This is a genomic window from Pseudonocardia xinjiangensis (assembly GCF_012911925.1).
Classification (GTDB): domain Bacteria; phylum Actinomycetota; class Actinomycetes; order Mycobacteriales; family Pseudonocardiaceae; genus Pseudonocardia; species Pseudonocardia xinjiangensis.
In genome coordinates, this window is sequence record NZ_JAAXKY010000022.1 from 36924 (window position 1) to 51539 (window position 14616).

At 66.3% G+C, this 14616-nt stretch carries 16 protein-coding genes; 8 read left to right on the plus strand and 8 right to left on the minus strand.

The window, feature by feature from the left end; translation table 11 throughout:
* Positions 1 to 16: 16 nt before the first annotated feature.
* On the plus strand, positions 17 to 295 hold the full coding sequence (locus tag HF577_RS09615) for a hypothetical protein (protein WP_169395416.1): 279 nt from the start codon (positions 17 to 19) through the stop codon (positions 293 to 295).
* Between the two features lie 383 nt (positions 296 to 678).
* On the opposite strand, the gene HF577_RS09620 is transcribed toward HF577_RS09615, so the two are convergent.
* The 4 genes from HF577_RS09620 to HF577_RS09635 form a co-directional block, all read right to left on the minus strand.
* Positions 679 to 2346 carry an AMP-binding protein gene (locus HF577_RS09620; RefSeq protein WP_211174020.1) on the minus strand — a complete coding sequence of 556 codons (1668 nt, stop codon included), beginning with the start codon at positions 2344 to 2346 and terminating at the stop codon, positions 679 to 681.
* Positions 2347 to 2725: 379 nt separating this feature from the next.
* Positions 2726 to 2890: an SDR family oxidoreductase gene (locus tag HF577_RS40325; RefSeq protein ID WP_211174028.1), complete on the minus strand. Its 165-nt coding sequence runs from the start codon at positions 2888 to 2890 to the stop codon at positions 2726 to 2728.
* A 520-nt stretch (positions 2891 to 3410) separates the two neighbouring features.
* Positions 3411 to 3842 carry a cupin domain-containing protein gene (locus HF577_RS09630; RefSeq protein ID WP_246266155.1) on the minus strand — a complete coding sequence of 144 codons (432 nt, stop codon included), beginning with the start codon at positions 3840 to 3842 and terminating at the stop codon, positions 3411 to 3413.
* Positions 3843 to 4166: 324 nt separating this feature from the next.
* Positions 4167 to 4571: a YybH family protein gene (locus HF577_RS09635; protein WP_169395418.1), complete on the minus strand. Its 405-nt coding sequence runs from the start codon at positions 4569 to 4571 to the stop codon at positions 4167 to 4169.
* Between the two features lie 638 nt (positions 4572 to 5209).
* Between HF577_RS09635 and HF577_RS09640 the strand changes: the two genes are divergently transcribed.
* The 3 genes from HF577_RS09640 (at position 5210) to HF577_RS09650 (ending at position 7162) form a co-directional block, all read left to right on the plus strand.
* Positions 5210 to 5356 carry a hypothetical protein gene (locus HF577_RS09640; RefSeq protein WP_169395419.1) on the plus strand — a complete coding sequence of 49 codons (147 nt, stop codon included), beginning with the start codon at positions 5210 to 5212 and terminating at the stop codon, positions 5354 to 5356.
* Positions 5357 to 5451: 95 nt separating this feature from the next.
* Positions 5452 to 5673, plus strand: coding sequence for a hypothetical protein (locus tag HF577_RS09645; RefSeq protein WP_169395420.1), 222 nt, complete (start codon positions 5452 to 5454; stop codon positions 5671 to 5673).
* A 643-nt stretch (positions 5674 to 6316) separates the two neighbouring features.
* Complete coding sequence (locus HF577_RS09650; RefSeq protein ID WP_169395421.1) at positions 6317 to 7162, plus strand: FAD-dependent oxidoreductase; 846 nt, start codon at positions 6317 to 6319, stop codon at positions 7160 to 7162.
* A gap of 105 nt (positions 7163 to 7267) precedes the next feature.
* Here HF577_RS09650 and HF577_RS09655 read toward each other — a convergent pair whose 3' ends face one another.
* On the minus strand, positions 7268 to 8842 hold the full coding sequence (locus tag HF577_RS09655) for a GMC family oxidoreductase (protein ID WP_169395422.1): 1575 nt from the start codon (positions 8840 to 8842) through the stop codon (positions 7268 to 7270).
* 656 nt (positions 8843 to 9498) lie between these two features.
* Positions 9499 to 9903 (minus strand): YybH family protein, encoded by a 405-nt coding sequence (locus tag HF577_RS09660; protein WP_169395423.1) that lies wholly within the window; start codon positions 9901 to 9903, stop codon positions 9499 to 9501.
* A gap of 653 nt (positions 9904 to 10556) precedes the next feature.
* Here HF577_RS09660 and HF577_RS40135 point away from each other — a divergent pair.
* The 4 genes from HF577_RS40135 (at position 10557) to HF577_RS09680 (ending at position 13209) form a co-directional block, all read left to right on the plus strand.
* Positions 10557 to 11090 carry a GPR1/FUN34/YaaH family transporter gene (locus HF577_RS40135; RefSeq protein WP_407692195.1) on the plus strand — a complete coding sequence of 178 codons (534 nt, stop codon included), beginning with the start codon at positions 10557 to 10559 and terminating at the stop codon, positions 11088 to 11090.
* Entirely contained in the window at positions 10997 to 11329 is a 333-nt protein-coding gene (locus tag HF577_RS09670; RefSeq protein WP_169395388.1) for a hypothetical protein, read from the plus strand. Before HF577_RS40135 ends, HF577_RS09670 begins: the two co-directional genes overlap by 94 nt.
* A 374-nt stretch (positions 11330 to 11703) precedes the next feature.
* Entirely contained in the window at positions 11704 to 12369 is a 666-nt protein-coding gene (locus tag HF577_RS09675; protein ID WP_169395425.1) for an RraA family protein, read from the plus strand.
* Positions 12370 to 12495: 126 nt separating this feature from the next.
* Positions 12496 to 13209, plus strand: a complete 714-nt coding sequence (locus HF577_RS09680; RefSeq protein WP_169395426.1) for a flavodoxin family protein — start codon at positions 12496 to 12498, stop codon at positions 13207 to 13209.
* 383 nt (positions 13210 to 13592) lie between these two features.
* Here HF577_RS09680 and HF577_RS09685 read toward each other — a convergent pair whose 3' ends face one another.
* Both HF577_RS09685 and HF577_RS09690 read right to left on the minus strand, forming a co-directional pair.
* Positions 13593 to 13919, minus strand: coding sequence for a hypothetical protein (locus HF577_RS09685; RefSeq protein WP_169395427.1), 327 nt, complete (start codon positions 13917 to 13919; stop codon positions 13593 to 13595).
* Positions 13920 to 14166: 247 nt separating this feature from the next.
* Positions 14167 to 14616, minus strand: coding sequence for a DUF5709 domain-containing protein (locus HF577_RS09690; protein ID WP_169395428.1), 450 nt, complete (start codon positions 14614 to 14616; stop codon positions 14167 to 14169).

Below are 14616 nucleotides of genomic sequence, written 5' to 3' on the forward strand. Positions count from 1 at the left end.
CGTGAGCAGGCCGTACATGGTGCCGTCCGACGCGTTCCTCGGCGCCGACCTAGAGAACTTCCTCGACCAGGAAGAACCCGGCCGTGACACCGGCGCGGGACCTGGTCACAGCGAATTCACGGCGCCGCACCCAACCCAATCTGGGTGGCCGATGCGCCCCGGATCCCCCTGCGCACAGGGCGTGTTCTGGCTGGCCGCGGCACGCGACGCGTTCTCCAACCGGATCGTCGGGTGCCAGTGCTCGAACCGTCGCGACATCGGCCTCATCCTCGGCGCGCTCGAGTACGCGGTCTGATCCCGCGGGATCCGCGGGCACGTTGTACCACCCGGAAAGGGGTTCGATTCACAGGTCGCTGCGCTTCTCCAGTGCCTCGATGGGGACGAGGCGGAGAACGACCTGTTCGCCTAGATCGACGGGTGGTACAACACCGAACGCATTTCAACGCTGGCTGCGTGGCGCTCACCCGATGAGTACGAACGCCTGGCCTGCTGGCCAAGGCGATCCCCGGCAGCTGACGCTGCCGAGCCCGACCCGGCTGCCGCCGCGGTAGGCAGCCAGGTGGCCAGCATCGTGTATGAGCGGCGCACGCGAGAGTGAACCCCCGTGAGCTCGCCAGTCGGCGACACTCTGGTCACAACCGTGGCTCGCCGATTTGACATGTCGTGGCCCACCGTCGGTCATTCCGTGAGCGCGGCTTCGCCAAACAGCCAGCGCCGGAGCAGCTCCTTGCGCACCTTGCCGTTGGTGTTGCGCGGCAGCGTTTCGACATACTCCAGGCGGGAGGGCAGGTACGACATAGTCATGCCCTGGTCGCCGAGGTATTCGCACAGCTCAACCAGGGTGACCGGGGGCGAGGTCGTCGGGGCGATCACCGCACAGGCCAGTTCGCCGCCGTCGTCGGTCGGGTAGCCGACCAGGGCGACGTCCGCGACGCCGGGATGACCCAGCAGCACGGACTCGATGTCGTTGACCGGGATCATGAACACCCCGCCGATCCGGTCGGCGGCGCGGCCCATCAGCTTGACCCCGCCGCGTCCGTCAGGCGCGGCGAGGTCTCCGGTGTCGTACCAGCCGTCGCCCTGCTCGGCTATGACCACGACCTTGCCGGTGTCGCGGCCGACGGTTGCCAGGCACACGCCGCCGCCGCGGACGAAGGCGCGGCCGGGTTGGTCGCGGGTGATCTCGGAGTCCGACCGCAGGTCGATCTCCACGCCATTGCACGGGCGTCCGTCGCTGTGCGTGGCCCACCCCGGCGGGTCGTTCTCGCGGGTCAGCGTGATGAGCCCGGTCTCGGTCATTCCCCACCCCGCCTGCAACGGCACCCCGAACACCCGTGGGACCTCCGAGACCAGCGGCCGCGGGATGGTGGTGCCGGCGCAGATGAGCGCGCGAAGCGCGGGCAGGCGCTGCGGCTCGCCGGCCCCGGCCGCGATCACGTCCTGAAGGAATGTGGGCGCGGCGAGCATGATCGTGGTGCCGGTTTCGGCAAGTACTGCCGCACCTCGTTTCCCGGACCAGGAGTCGAGCATCACCCTGCACGCCCCGTTCCACAGGGAAAGCAGCGTGCTGCGGTAGGCAAGCGTGTGCATTAGCGCATGAGGCGTGAAAATCACGTCCTGCTGCCCGACTCCCGGCTCTCCCAGACCGGCCATTCCGGCGTGCACGGTATTGTGGCTATGGAGCGCGCCTTTCGGCTCTCCCGACGTACCCGACGTGAAGAAAAGTATGGCCACCTGGTCCGGGTCCTCTGAAGCATCGTCCAGCCCGACCGGGTGGCGCTGCTCCCACGCGGTGTGCTCGAAGAACGAGCTGAACTCGGTCTCGTCGTCGTTCGCCTTGCCGATCACCACCCGGTGTCGCAGCTCGGACAGCCGTGGAGCCATCTCGCGCAGCGCCGCGGCGTGGTGGAACCCGTCCCACTCATCCACCGTGACGCAGACGTTCGCACCCACCCGAGCCAACATTCGCTCCAGCTCGCGCGGCCGGATCGTGGTCATGATCGGTGCAAGCACCGCCTGCAGCCGCATGGCCGCCAGCAAGAGCGCGCCGGTTTGCCACCAGTTCGGCAACTGGAACGCAACCACCTGGCCCGGCCGCACGCCCAACTCGTACAGCGCTCCGGCGAACCGCTCGACGTAGTGGGCGTAGTCGGCGTAGCTGAGCTCCACCGAACACAGCTCGGCCCCCACAGCCTCGGCCCGATAGGCCCTGATCGCGATGGCATCAGGGATCTCCTCACGCCACCGACGCAGATCCCCAATGGGCCCGGAGCCGCGCCACACTCCCGCGGCGCGATACTTCTCCGCGGTTGCACGAGAAGGCAGAATCGCGAAATTCGACATCATCAAAGCCTTCCGACAAGTTCCCTCATGGGTCCGTATCCGGCACTGAAATGTGGTCGACGGACGTGAGGACACACTTGCATGAGCCTCCTGTCGTGGTCCTGTGGATACGGGCCAATTACCCCGACACCTGCGGCGCTCGCTGTAACGAGGGATCGCCGCGTCCCACGATCCGTCGCCATCTCCGTTCGGCGTCCGGACTTCCCAAGGTCGGCCTCCTCATCCAAACGCATACCAACTCTGGCGTAGGGAAGCATCGTTCGCATGCTTGTAGAACCAGCGCGCATCCCGGCGAGCCGAACAGCGATCCCATCGCGGCCCGGCGGCCGGCGAGGTCGCGCCGGCGTGTACCTCCACGGAACCGATCAGCTGGCCAAGTTAGTTACGTCCGGCGATGACGCCCGCCGTCAACGTCGACGATGGCGCCGGTCATCCAGCTTGCCTTTTCCGAGAGCAGAAACGACACCATGTTCGCGATGTCTTCCGGGGTGCCGATCCGGCCAAGTGGATGAGGTTCAGCGCACCGCGACGGGCCCGAGCAACACAGCCGATGAACTCACGCCTATCGGACACCTCCCGCTGACGCATAGATCGACAACTAGCGCATGTGCCCTAGGTCGTCCCAGCTAGCCCCTGTCGCTATCAGGCACTGGCCGTCGACACCAACACCGGCCGGGCCATGTCGCGCCCGGCACTGTCGGGCCGCGCAGGGCGAGGTCCTTCTGTGCTGCTTCGAGCACGTTGACCGTGAACGGTCGCGACTCGCCCAGGCGGGCAGACCTTCGACCGCCGGTCCAGCGACACCAGAATCAGTGGCGGGCCGAGGACACCGCGGTGAATGCGTTCACCGTCACCCTCGTCGTGAAGTGCCCCAGACATCGCCGGAATTCTCGCGAGTGGATCGTCATCGGCCTGTCCCTCCTGACATGATCGCCGCACTTTTCGAGGCGCCGGTTCCGGTTCGTAGCGGCTCGTGCAGGTGCTGCGACAACGGACGTCGAGCACGCTGGCTCACGAATTGCCGGTTGTGGACGCCACCTCGGTTCTATCGAGCGGGTGCGGGCGGATCACGGTCGAGGCGCGCGGCGCGACCGGCGTTGCTCGAGCTCGTCGGGGCTCACCGGGATCAGCATCGGCTGGCCGGGAACGCAGAACATGGTGACGACGAATCGGGTCTCGACATCGGTGAGATTGTTGCCGTCCTGGTAGTGGATCACGTCGCCGCCCGGCTCCCAAAACGTCTCGCCGGTGTGCACAACGCGCTCGGGCTCGCCCTCGAGCTCGAAGACCATCTCACCCTGGACCACGTAACCGAAGGCGGGGCCGGTGTGCCGATGGGGCGGGTTGCCGGCGCTTCCCGGAGGCAGTTTGACGAGGAGGGTCATCACTTCGGAAGAATCGGGCAGCGGCGGGGTCGGGACCGAGCTGACGACCTCGAACTCCGGTGGGGGAGTCGACGAATTCGCGACTTCGATGTGATGCGAGTGCTTCATGGTCATGAAGTTGCTCCCAACTCGTTCGTGTGATGTCCTGGCATCATCGGCACGTCCTTGAGACGAGACGACATGCCTCGTCCGTGACAGGCTTCTCTGACGGCCCAAAGGCGCTCGATGTGGTGCTGCCTCTCGTGGAGGGGTGCGCAGGTCCGAAATCTCGATTACATGAAGTGCGGTGGTGTTTCCCAACCGAAGGCCTGTTCATGTGAGGCTTGAGCGTGGAAAGCTGATCTTCCGTGACATGGGCAGTTTTACCACGTGGCGGTGATCGTCGACGCCGTGCTGAAGAGGGGGTCCATCGCGGAGAGCTGCCGTGGCGGATACGTGTCAGGCGGGCTGTCGTACCGCCGTCCCAAGAGCATTGTCGATCACGTAGCGCCAACGTCCATCCGCGCCGCGGCGCACGATGTCGCTTGCCGAGCCTTCGAGGTGCACGTGCTCGCCGTCGGGACCTGTGCCATCAATTGACCAGTCCAGCACGATCTGGGCGATATCGCCGGCAACGAACACATGGCGCGTCGTGGCCTTCAGTGGCAGGCCGTGCTTGAGGTCGCGCTCGAGTTCGGCAGCGATCTCGGTGGGTTCGGTGATGGTTCGCCCGTCTCTCGCGACGAACGCGGCCCCCGGCTCGTAGTGGATCATCATTGCGCTGACCTTGCCGGAGTTGAACCGCTCAACCAGCGACGCGGCCATGCCTTCGGGTTCGGTGGGGAGTGAATAAGACTCGGACATTCCGGTCTCCTGTTCATGGTGGTTGAACTGCGATGCGGCGATTACGACTCAGCGCACCATCGGTCTACCCAGGGCGGGATGCGGACCTCGTCGAACGGTCACAGCCACTGTAACTAGACTGACTGTTCCAGACTATGGCATCGAACAGGCGGCCCACAGGAGGGCGACAAGTGGCGCACACCACATCGCGCCAGGCGTCCTCCAGTCAGGGCGTGAGGCATCCCCGGTGGCCGCGCACGCACCCCGCTCGCCTGCCTCACCAGGGGACCCAGAGTCCGGCCTCCAGCAACGGCGAGGCCCCGCGCATGCACCCCCGGGGGCCGGCGATGCTCCGATTCGATCGTCCGCCCCAGCCGAATCTCAGGTTTGTCCGAAAAGCGTGGCCGCTCTGCTGGAGTAGTGCCACGGATCAGGGCCTGAAAGTGGACCGGAGAGTCTGCGATGGTTAGCATTCGATCGATGCCGAGAGATGATGCCGCGGAGGAGGCTCCGCTGCGGACTCACCGGGGCGCGGTGACGCGCGAGCTGATCGTGCGTGCTGCCGCCCGCATCGTCTTCAGCCGTGGTGTTGCGGGACGAGCATCGAGCAGGTCCTGACAGCGTCGAACGCCAGTCGCTCGCAGTTCCACCGCTACTTCGTGAAGAAGGAGGCGGTGATCGAGGCAGTGGTCGACTTCCAGGTGAACCCAGTGCTCGCCCGCCAGCGGTCGCTGCTCACCCGGGTGGACTCCGTCAGTGGGCTGCGCGAGTGGGCCGATGCCCTCGTTGCTATGAACCGCACGTGAGGCGAAGTCGGGGGTTGCCCGATCGGTGCACTGGTCGGCCAGCTGGCCGACCAGTCCAGCGCTGCACGGGCCAAGCTCGAGGACGCATTCCGGACGTGGGAGTCCTACCTCGCCGCCGCACTTCGCCGCATGCGGAGCGCGGCGAACTTGACGCCGCCGCCGACCTCGCCGAACTTGGCACCGGGGTCATGGCCGCACTGCAGGGCGGGCTGGTGCTGGCCCACGCCGGGTGTAGCGAGCAGCCGGTGCGGACGACCTTGGGTCTGGCCGTCGACCGGGTGGCGCTCACCGGGCGCCTGCAGGCCATGTCGAGCTGAAGTCGGGAAAAGGTTCATGATCAGGGCTCCTGCTCCGGGCAACCACGAGGGCGAACGAGCCGTACGGTGACGGGTCGGCGTCGAGGACGGCTGACTCCACCACCTGGCCGCGCGGGACCGTGCGCGGGAGGTCTGGTGGGTCCACGGCGCTCGCGGCCCAGCGGAGCACCCATTCGCGCGCGAGGCCGCCGACCCCCGGACGCCCTGCCCGCGGTCGGCGTCCGCATCTTTTACAGCAAGGCCACCGCGGACGAGCTGGCCGCGACGGGCGCGACCGCGGGGCGGCTCACTGCGCCGGCGCCCGACAGGCTGGGAGTGTCGGCCGATGCAGCGGCCTCCGGCTGCGGCCCGGCCCCCGTTCATGGCCGAGGTGCACGGCGCCCTCGCTGCTGCTGGTCGTCTCTCTACTTGTCCTCCGCTTCCGCGGACGGGGGCCGGACGAATGCCGGGTGTGGCCATTTCGCCGCGCTGATGACCAGCCGGAAAGGAGGGCGTCGTCGTACCAGGAGCAGCGCGCTCGACGCGCGCCTCAGCCCGGGCGGAGAGCGGTTTTCTCACCGCGGAACGCGTCCGGCACGGCTGCCGCAGCCACCACCAGTACGAGCGAGAACCAGCACGTCGATCGTTGCGGGAAGGACGGGGAATGAACGGGACAACGGACAACGTCTTCGACGTCGTCATCATGGGTGCCGGCCCGGTGGGGCAGACCGTCGCCGGCCGGGTCCGAGCTGCGGAGCTCAAGGTTGCGGTGGTCGAGCAGGAATTGGTGGGCGGTGACTGCGCGTACTGGGGTTGTATCCCCAGCAAGGCGATTCTGTGGCCGGTCGTCGCCCTCGCGGATACCTGCCGTGTCGACGGCGCGCGGGATGCGGTCTCCGGTCCGCTCAACGCAGTCCGCGTGTTCGGGCGTCGCGACCGCTACGTGGCCAACTGGGACGACGACGGCCGGGCGCACCGGGTCAAGGAGATCGGTGCGGAGCTGTTCCGCGGGCATGCTCGGCTCGATGGTGCCCGCCGGGTCACCGTTGCTACGCCGGACGACCAGGTGGTCGTGCTCGAGGCGCGGCGCGCGGTCGTGGTCTGCACCGGCAGCCGGGCGGCGATCCCCGACATCCCGGGTATCGGGGCCGCGCACGCGTGGACGAACCGTGAGGCCACCGAGAGCAGCGCCGTTCCCGAACGGCTCGCGGTCATCGGCGGTGGCCCACAGGGTGTTGAGATGGCGACGGCGTGGCACGGGTTGGGGGCATCGGTCACGCTTCTGGAGCCCGAGGGGCGGTTGCTGCACCGCATGGAACTCTTCGCCGGTGAGCTGGTCGCTGAGGCGCTCGGCAGAGCTGGGGTGGAGGTGCGCACCGGTGTGTCGGTAGGAGAGCTGCAGCGTCGCCAGCCCTCCGGGGTCCGTCGAGGACGCACTGGTGGAGATCAGCCGGGGCAGCGCACCACGACCGTGGGGCTGGGGTGCGATGGAGCCCGGCCGGTGTGGTGATCCGGCCGCTCGACTCACCCGTGGAGGTGCCCAGTCAGCTGCTCGTCACCCCGGGGGAGGCCTGCCTCCGCGCGCTCGTCGCGGCGTTCACCTGAGCCTGCAGCGTCACGCGGCGATGAGAGCCGCCGCCCGTTCCGCGATTGCGCAGACCGTGGCGTTGGTGTTCGCGGAGACGACCGACGGCATCACGGACGCGTCGGCGACCCGGAGCCCGTCGAGCCCGCGCACTCGCAGCTCCGGGTCGACCACGGCCATGTCGTCGATCCCGATCCGGCAGCTACCCGCGTAGTGGAAGTAGGGCATCAGGCTTCCTCGTAGGTACGCCTGGACGGCGACCGGGTCGTCGGGGTCCGACACCGCGGGTGCCTCCTCGCCCCGCCAGGGGGCGAGCGCCTCGGCAGACCCGATCTGCCTGGCGAGGCGCAGGCCCGCCGTCATCGTCTCGACGTCGCGGTCGTCACCGAGATAGTTCGGGTCCACGAGCGGGACGGCCTCGGGATCGGCGCTTGCGAGCCGCACCGACCCTCGGCTGCGCGGAGTCATCGCACTGAACATGATTGAGTACCCCTGAGCCAAGTCGGTGCGGACGGCCGGATGGAAGGGCCGGCTGAGGAAGAGCATCTGCAGGTCCGCGTCGCCCAGAGCGGGGTCGCTGCGCACCAGTCCCATGGCCTCGCCCGGGGGGTTGCCCGGCATCAGCGGCACCGGGCGGGAGGCGCTGTAGCTCACCATCGCCGCCGGATGGTCGTGGAAGTTGGCCCCGACCCCGGGAAGGTCGTGCACGACCTCTACGCCGACGCCGCGCAGGTGATCCGCCGGCCCGACACCGGAGAGCAGCAACAACTGCGCCGACCCGATCGTCCCCGCGGTGAGCACCACCTCCCGCGAGCACTCCGCGAAGATCACCGTGCCGTCCAGCGAGTACTCGACCCCGGTACAACGACGACCGTCGAACCGCAGCCGGTGCACCGCGGCGCCGGTGACCACGTCCAGGTTCGGCCGGTCCAGCACGGGGCGCAGGTAGGCATCGGCCACGCTCTGCCGCACCCCGTCGACGATCGTGTTGTCGCAGCGCCCGACACCTTCCTCCAGGCCGCTGCTCACATCCGTCGCCGCTGGACACCCCACTTCGACGGCCGCGTCGAGGCACGCGCTGATCAGCGGATGCGGCTCGGGCGGTGGTGATACGACCATCGGTCCGTCCGTGCCGCGAACGGCGGGATCCCGCCCCACCGCGCGTTCGCTGCGCCGGAAGTAGGGCAGGAGGTCGTCGAACTCCCACCCCTTTGCCCCCATCGCCGCCCACCGGTCGTAGCTCGAGCGATGGCCGCGCAGGAAGTTCAGCCCGTTGATGGCCGACGAACCCCCCAGGGCGCGTCCGCGCGGCAGGACGATCGATGAGCCCAGGAAGGCCTGCTCGGTGGACGGGGTGCACCAGTCGGCGGAGCTGCCCAGCAGGGCGAGCCAACCAGCCGGGCTCGCCATGGCCGACAGCTGATCACGTCCTCCGGCTTCGACAAGAAGCACGCGGACGTCGTCGTTCTCCGATAATCGAGAACCGATCACGCAACCGGCGCTCCCGCCGCCCACGACAACGAAATCATATCTGGAACCCGCTTTTACTGTTCTCACAGCCTCATCCTCACAAGATCGAAGCGCGATGGCGGCGCCGTTTATCATAGAGCACTATAATGGTGCGTGAATGTCGGTTTCACTAGGAGTCGATTCGCGAGCCCGATTCATTTTTTGTCGCGTGATCCCAAAACGTCATCCTGAACGGAATGGGAACGAGAACGTCACATGCGTGGCGAATGGGTACAGCAACGGATGGGCGAAGCCCGGTTCACTCTTCCGGCCGACGTCGTGCAGAAGGGGCAGTTCGACGGTCTTGAGTGCCCGCCCATCGCCTGCTGAACGTCCCTGGCGTTCGCTCAGGCTCGGTGATGACCTGATCGTTGAGGTCGCTTGTTCATGACTCCCCGCGGATACGCCGGAGAATCGTTGCCGCGTAATACTACATTGTAAAACAGAGAATCTCATACTCCGCGGATTGGGTGGGCGCCCTGCACGCCACCATGTTGGTACTGCCGTCGTGCGCGAACCGCCGGAGCCGCCAGCACCACATGGCTTCCGTCGTCGCCCGGAGAATTCGAGCAAATAGGTCTAAATCCCGACCACGTAAAGCGCGGTGGCATTACCCAACCGGCAGCCGTTCACGTGAGGGTTGAGCGTGGAAGCTAATCGTCGTGATACGGCAGTTTCACCACGTGGCGGTGATCGTCGACGCCACGCTGAAGAGAGGGTCCATCGCCGAGAGCTGCCGTGGCGCACACGTGTCAGGCGGGCTGTCGCACTGCCGTCCCAAGAGCATTGTCGATCACGTAGCGCCAGCGTCCATCCGCGCCGCGGCGCACGACATCGCTTGCCGAGCCTTCGAGGTGCACGTGCTCGCCGCCGGGACCTGTGCCATCAATTGACCAGTCCAGCACGATCTGGGCGATATCGCCGGCAACGGACACATGGCGCGCCTTGGCCTGCAGCGGCAGGCCGAGACTGAGGTCGCGCTCGAGTTCGGCAGCGATCTCGGTGGGATCAGTGACGGTTCGCCCGTCTCTCGCGACGAACACGGCCCCCGGCTCGTAGTGGATCATCATTGCGCTGACCTTGCCGGAGTTGAACCGCTCAACCAGCGACGCGGCCATGCCTTCGGGTTCAGTGGGCAGTGAATAGGAATCGGACATAGCGGTCTCCTGTTCATTGGTTGACCTGTGGTGCGGCGATGACGACTCAGCGCTCCGTCGATCTGCCCAGGGCGGAGGCCCTCGTAGAGCAGCGAGCACAAAAACTAGACTGCTTGTTCCAGACTATGGCATCAGGCAGGCGGCCCACAGGATGCGACAAGTGGCGCACACCACATCGCCCAGGCGGCCTCCAGCCAGCGCGTGACACATCCCGGTGGCCGCGCACCCAACTCACTCACCTGCACGACCAGGGGACCCAGCGCCCGGCCTCCCAGCAACGGCGAGGACCGCGCATGCACCCATGGGACCGGCGATGCTCCGATCCGATCGTCCGCCGCGCTGTCCGCGCTCTCCCATCCATGTCGGAGAGCGATACGACGATGGACCATCTAGCACCAATGAAGCGGCCGGAGGTGCGGTTGGCGCCTGGGTTCGCCGGAGTGCGCGTAGGTAACCGACCCGCCATCGGAGCCGCTGGGAGGGCGCTGCAGCGCGTCGCTCCGCCTCGCTGCCTGCCCAGACACCCATCCCGCCTGCTACCGCCCACCGCTGGCGGCGATCGATATGGGTCGCAGATGGACGCGAGCCGGGCGCACGTCGCCTTTGACGCGTCGACCACCTGGCCCATAGTGGGTGCCGGCGACGCCTGCGGCATGCATGAGATCCGCGGCCGCACGGAGAACGTGACAACGCTGGCCTCTTCTGCCTTCGCAAGCTCCGTTATTGGACTCTTCGGTATTGTCGCGGCCACTTTCATGGTCACGATCGACCTCGCTGGCTGGCAGGACAGCGTCGACCACCTTCTGGTGCTATTCCCCTTCGCTCGGACGGCTGGCGGCATTGTGCAGTTCCTGGCCGGTATGTGGGCCTACAACGTCCGCGACGCCTTCGCCACCGCCATGCACGGATTCTGGGGATTCTTCTGGATCGCCTACGGTCTTTACACTCTGCTCGTCGGCCTCGGTGTCCTCTTCCCCCGATCCTCGCCGCAGACAGCGCCGCCTCCGCCTACGGCTTCTGGTTCGTCGTGCCCGGCGCCATCACCTAGATCGGGGCCGCCGCCGCGACCACCGAGAACGTCGCTCTCGCCGGCGTGCTCACGATGCTCGCCGCTGGCTGCACACTCCTGGCCATTGGATTGCTCGGCGCCCACGCCACTGTCCTGGTCATCGGCGCCTGCCAGCTGATCACCAGCGGCCTGCTCGCCTGGTACCTGACCAGCGCCATGGTGTCGCAAGCCGCCTTCGGGCCACGTCCTTCCCTGGCGAGCTTGGTACCGCCGGGCCAGCAACCTCGCTCATGGCCGACATCGATGACCTCGCCGCGCACCGCGTGGGGCAAGCACATCTGCTCGACCGGTGACGACCAGGACTCGGCTCGCGTGGCCGGTATCCGGACCCGGGCGCGAGTACCCGACATCTCGTAGAGCTCAACCTGGCCAGCATCACGGCTGAGGGTCATCGGTGGTAGCGACCTCTTCGCGGCACGGACCGAATGAGATCCCCTCAGGCCTTCATCCGACGTGGCGTGCCGGGCTAGGATGAGTACGTATGCGATCAGGTTGGCGATCCATCTACAATCGGGATAGGCCGACCGGCAACACCGCCGGCCACCAATGGGAAGTGTTGATCGTTCGCCGCGAGGGCGAACCCACACCTAGATCATGACGACGCGACTCCAGCCCGTCGATCCCGATGAGATTCAGGTCGACGATATGAGCAACGGACCGCGCACCGCCTGAGCCCGGGCCGCTTCCCAGGTCGTGCGACGAGGTGGGGCTCTCGCGCGCCAGGAGGTCCGATGACGACCGAAGATCCGGAGTTGGGCGTCTTGGCCCAACAGGTCAGTACCGCTGACATCGTGGACGCCATGGGACGGCTGCACCGGCACCGATGCCACCTTCTTGACCTGGTGAGCCCGACGCCGGGCAGATTGCTCTTCGGCCCGGCGGTCACGATCTCGTACTTTCCGTCCTGCGAAGTAGCGCTGCCATCTGATCGCTACAACTTCGGCAAGCTGTTCGACGAAGCGGTGTCCGATGGTGGCATGGGCAGCGTGCTGGTGTTGGCGAGCAACGGTCATCCCGATGTCTCAATCGCGGGGGGTACCAAGCTGAGCCGGCTGGCCCGCCACAACTTGGCCGGCGTGCTGACCGACGCGCGGCTACGCGACTTCGCGGAACTCTCGACGTACAGTTTTGCTGCGTACTGCCGAGGTGAGGCGATCCACTGGGGTGGTGCCGTCATCACTCCGTTCGAGGCGAATCGGCCCGTAGTGGTGAACGGTGTTGCCGTTCGGCCTGGCGACTACGTGTTCGCGGACGCGTCAGGCGCCGCGGTCATCCCGCATGCCCAAGTGAGGACGGTGCTTCATGGGGCCGTCAGCGTGGTCTCCGACGACGCTGCGACAGTCAAAGCATTGCTCGAAGGCGACCGGGGGAGGGACGGGAGTGCCTCGGAGCGGTGAGATCGTTGGAGCCAGGCGTCTACCGCCTTACTGGGTCATCCGCGTGTTCACCGTCTCGGCGATCGCTATAAAGCACCTGTCCAGCGAGGTCGAACGAACGGCCTCACTCGCTTCGAAGGAATTCAGATGGATCTTCGTTTCGATGGCCTCCGAGCCTTGTTCTTCAACGGAACCCTCAAGCGGTCTCCAGAATCGAGCAATACAGAGGGCCTGATCCGGCTCAGCGCCGACCTGATGAAGCGGGAGGGCGTGGAGGTGGAAGTCATACGGACCATCGACCACGACATCGCCGTCGGGGTCTATCCCGACATGACTGAACACGGTTGGACGACCGACGAGTGGCCTGCCCTCTACGACAAGGTCCTTGCTGCCGAGATTCTTGTGTTGTGCGGTCCGATCTGGCTTGGCGACAACTCTTCCGAAATGAAGAAGATCATCGAGCGGCTCTATGCGTGCTCACACCTGCTGAACGACGCCGGACAGTACGCCTACTACGGTCGAGTAGGCGGCTGTCTCATTACGGGCAACGAGGACGGCGTCAAGCACTGTGCGATGAACGTGCTTTACAGCCTGCAGCACATAGGGTACACAATCCCACCGCAGGCCGATGCAGGCTGGATCGGGGCCATCGGCCCTGGCCCGTCTTATCTCGATCCGGGGTCGGGTGGGCCGCAGAACGACTTCACCAATCGCAACACCGCGTTCATGACGTGGAACCTCATGCACCTCGCGCAGATGATCAAGAGCGCTGAGGGCATCCCTGCACATGGCAACGGGCGTTCGGAGTGGGACCGAGGTCGCCGATTCGACTTCGAAAATCCCAACCCCGAGTACCGATGACAAGCCGCCGACCAGCGCCTGCTGCTGTCCGCCGAACTAGGTCGACGGCGTACGGGAGGTCAGCGGTCCAAGCCTTGCTGCCACCCCGCCCACCACCCTGTAGCCGCTACGCGCTGACCATAATGCATGTGTACATCCCCTGCCGGAGCTACCCAATCGATACACCACCGTGCCGCTTCCGTCTGCGCCGATCTTTACCAAGGCCCACCGTCTACCACGTCCGTGCTGAGTAGATGCCGATTGCTTCCATTGGTTGGTCGACCATGGCGGTCGGAGTTGTCGCCGCCAACGGATTCGGCTCGGTCGGCGGAGGGAGCGGATCGGTCGGCGGAGGGATGCAGGGCCCTGACCGGCCGCCTCCCTTGCAGCCGGGGACGCCGGGCTCACCGATAACGGCCGTCGAAGCTTGATCCCCGGTCGAGCTCGGTGAACCGCACGCCCACGATCCGGCCTTCCTCCACGATCCAATGCAAGTCGTAGCAGGCGCGATAGCTGGGAGGCCAGAAGGAGCAGAAGCGGCCGTCATCGATGTACCACTTGCCCTGTGTCGGCCGGCCCTGCTCGACGTAGGTGGTAGCGCCGCTGGATTCGAAGACCTGGGTGGAACCGTCGTTGTAGACGAAGGCCTCCGCCGTAACCGCGGTGGGGATGTGTCCCTCGATGACAGAGTCGCCATCCACGGCATGGATGTTCTTGAGCGTGTCGACCATCAGTTTCTCCTTCGGAGGGTATTCAGCCTGGTGGGACGGAATGCACCGTCGATGTGCGAGGCGGCGCGAGCGCCGTGCTGGTCGGCGAGAACTCGTTCGATAGGACTAACCGTGTCTCTCAGATGGGTGTCGCTTCCGACCCCTCGTCCGCGGCCGCCTGATGGGGGTGCACACTGGTCCACCGGTCTCACACACTGATCAATCGGGTAACAACACCGTCGTTTCCGGCGCGTTGGTGGCCTCAGGCTTATTCTTGTTCGTCTTCATCGGCGACGATGTGTACCGCGGCCTCTTCGGCGGAGGCCGCTCCACCATCGCGACCGATGTCCACCGCGTAGAGGTAGGTGTAATCGTCGATCTCGCCCGTGGCTTCAACGTCGATCAACCTCCCTGAGCGCGCCGTGCCGGCTTCGTTGTCGTACAACTCGCCGTCGGTGTCCGAGGCGTCTCCCAGCCCATCCCCGTCGGGGATCATGATGTCGGGCAGCTCGCGTGCCAAGCGGCCGTTGAGGCTTTCGTGTTCGGCCGCTTCCCTCGCGGTGAGGCCGTAGTCGTTGAGCTCCCACGGACGGTCTGGAGGGGAGTAGCCCTCGTCCAGTACGTCGAGGACCCCGCGGTTGTCAAGGCTGTCCTCAGGCTGAAGGAGCCCGGAGTCGATGTCGACGCCGTCGGTCTCGTCGCTGTCGTCTGTGGACAT

Bases quoted from the DNA above. Each gene is read 5' to 3' on its own strand.
- HF577_RS09655 (WP_169395422.1), bottom strand. From the start codon at position 8,842: ATGATAAACGGCGCCGCCATCGCGCTTCGATCTTGTGAGGATGAGGCT.
- HF577_RS09675 (WP_169395425.1), top strand. From the start codon at position 11,704: ATGACGACCGAAGATCCGGAGTTGGGCGTCTTGGCCCAACAGGTCAGT.
- HF577_RS09660 (WP_169395423.1), bottom strand. From the start codon at position 9,903: ATGTCCGATTCCTATTCACTGCCCACTGAACCCGAAGGCATGGCCGCG.
- HF577_RS09620 (WP_211174020.1), bottom strand. From the start codon at position 2,346: ATGATGTCGAATTTCGCGATTCTGCCTTCTCGTGCAACCGCGGAGAAG.
- HF577_RS09690 (WP_169395428.1), bottom strand. From the start codon at position 14,616: ATGTCCACAGACGACAGCGACGAGACCGACGGCGTCGACATCGACTCC.
- HF577_RS09650 (WP_169395421.1), top strand. From the start codon at position 6,317: ATGAACGGGACAACGGACAACGTCTTCGACGTCGTCATCATGGGTGCC.
- HF577_RS09630 (WP_246266155.1), bottom strand. From the start codon at position 3,842: ATGACCATGAAGCACTCGCATCACATCGAAGTCGCGAATTCGTCGACT.
- HF577_RS09635 (WP_169395418.1), bottom strand. From the start codon at position 4,571: ATGTCCGAGTCTTATTCACTCCCCACCGAACCCGAAGGCATGGCCGCG.
- HF577_RS40135 (WP_407692195.1), top strand. From the start codon at position 10,557: ATGCATGAGATCCGCGGCCGCACGGAGAACGTGACAACGCTGGCCTCT.
- HF577_RS09680 (WP_169395426.1), top strand. From the start codon at position 12,496: ATGGATCTTCGTTTCGATGGCCTCCGAGCCTTGTTCTTCAACGGAACC.
- HF577_RS09615 (WP_169395416.1), top strand. From the start codon at position 17: ATGGTGCCGTCCGACGCGTTCCTCGGCGCCGACCTAGAGAACTTCCTC.
- HF577_RS09685 (WP_169395427.1), bottom strand. From the start codon at position 13,919: ATGGTCGACACGCTCAAGAACATCCATGCCGTGGATGGCGACTCTGTC.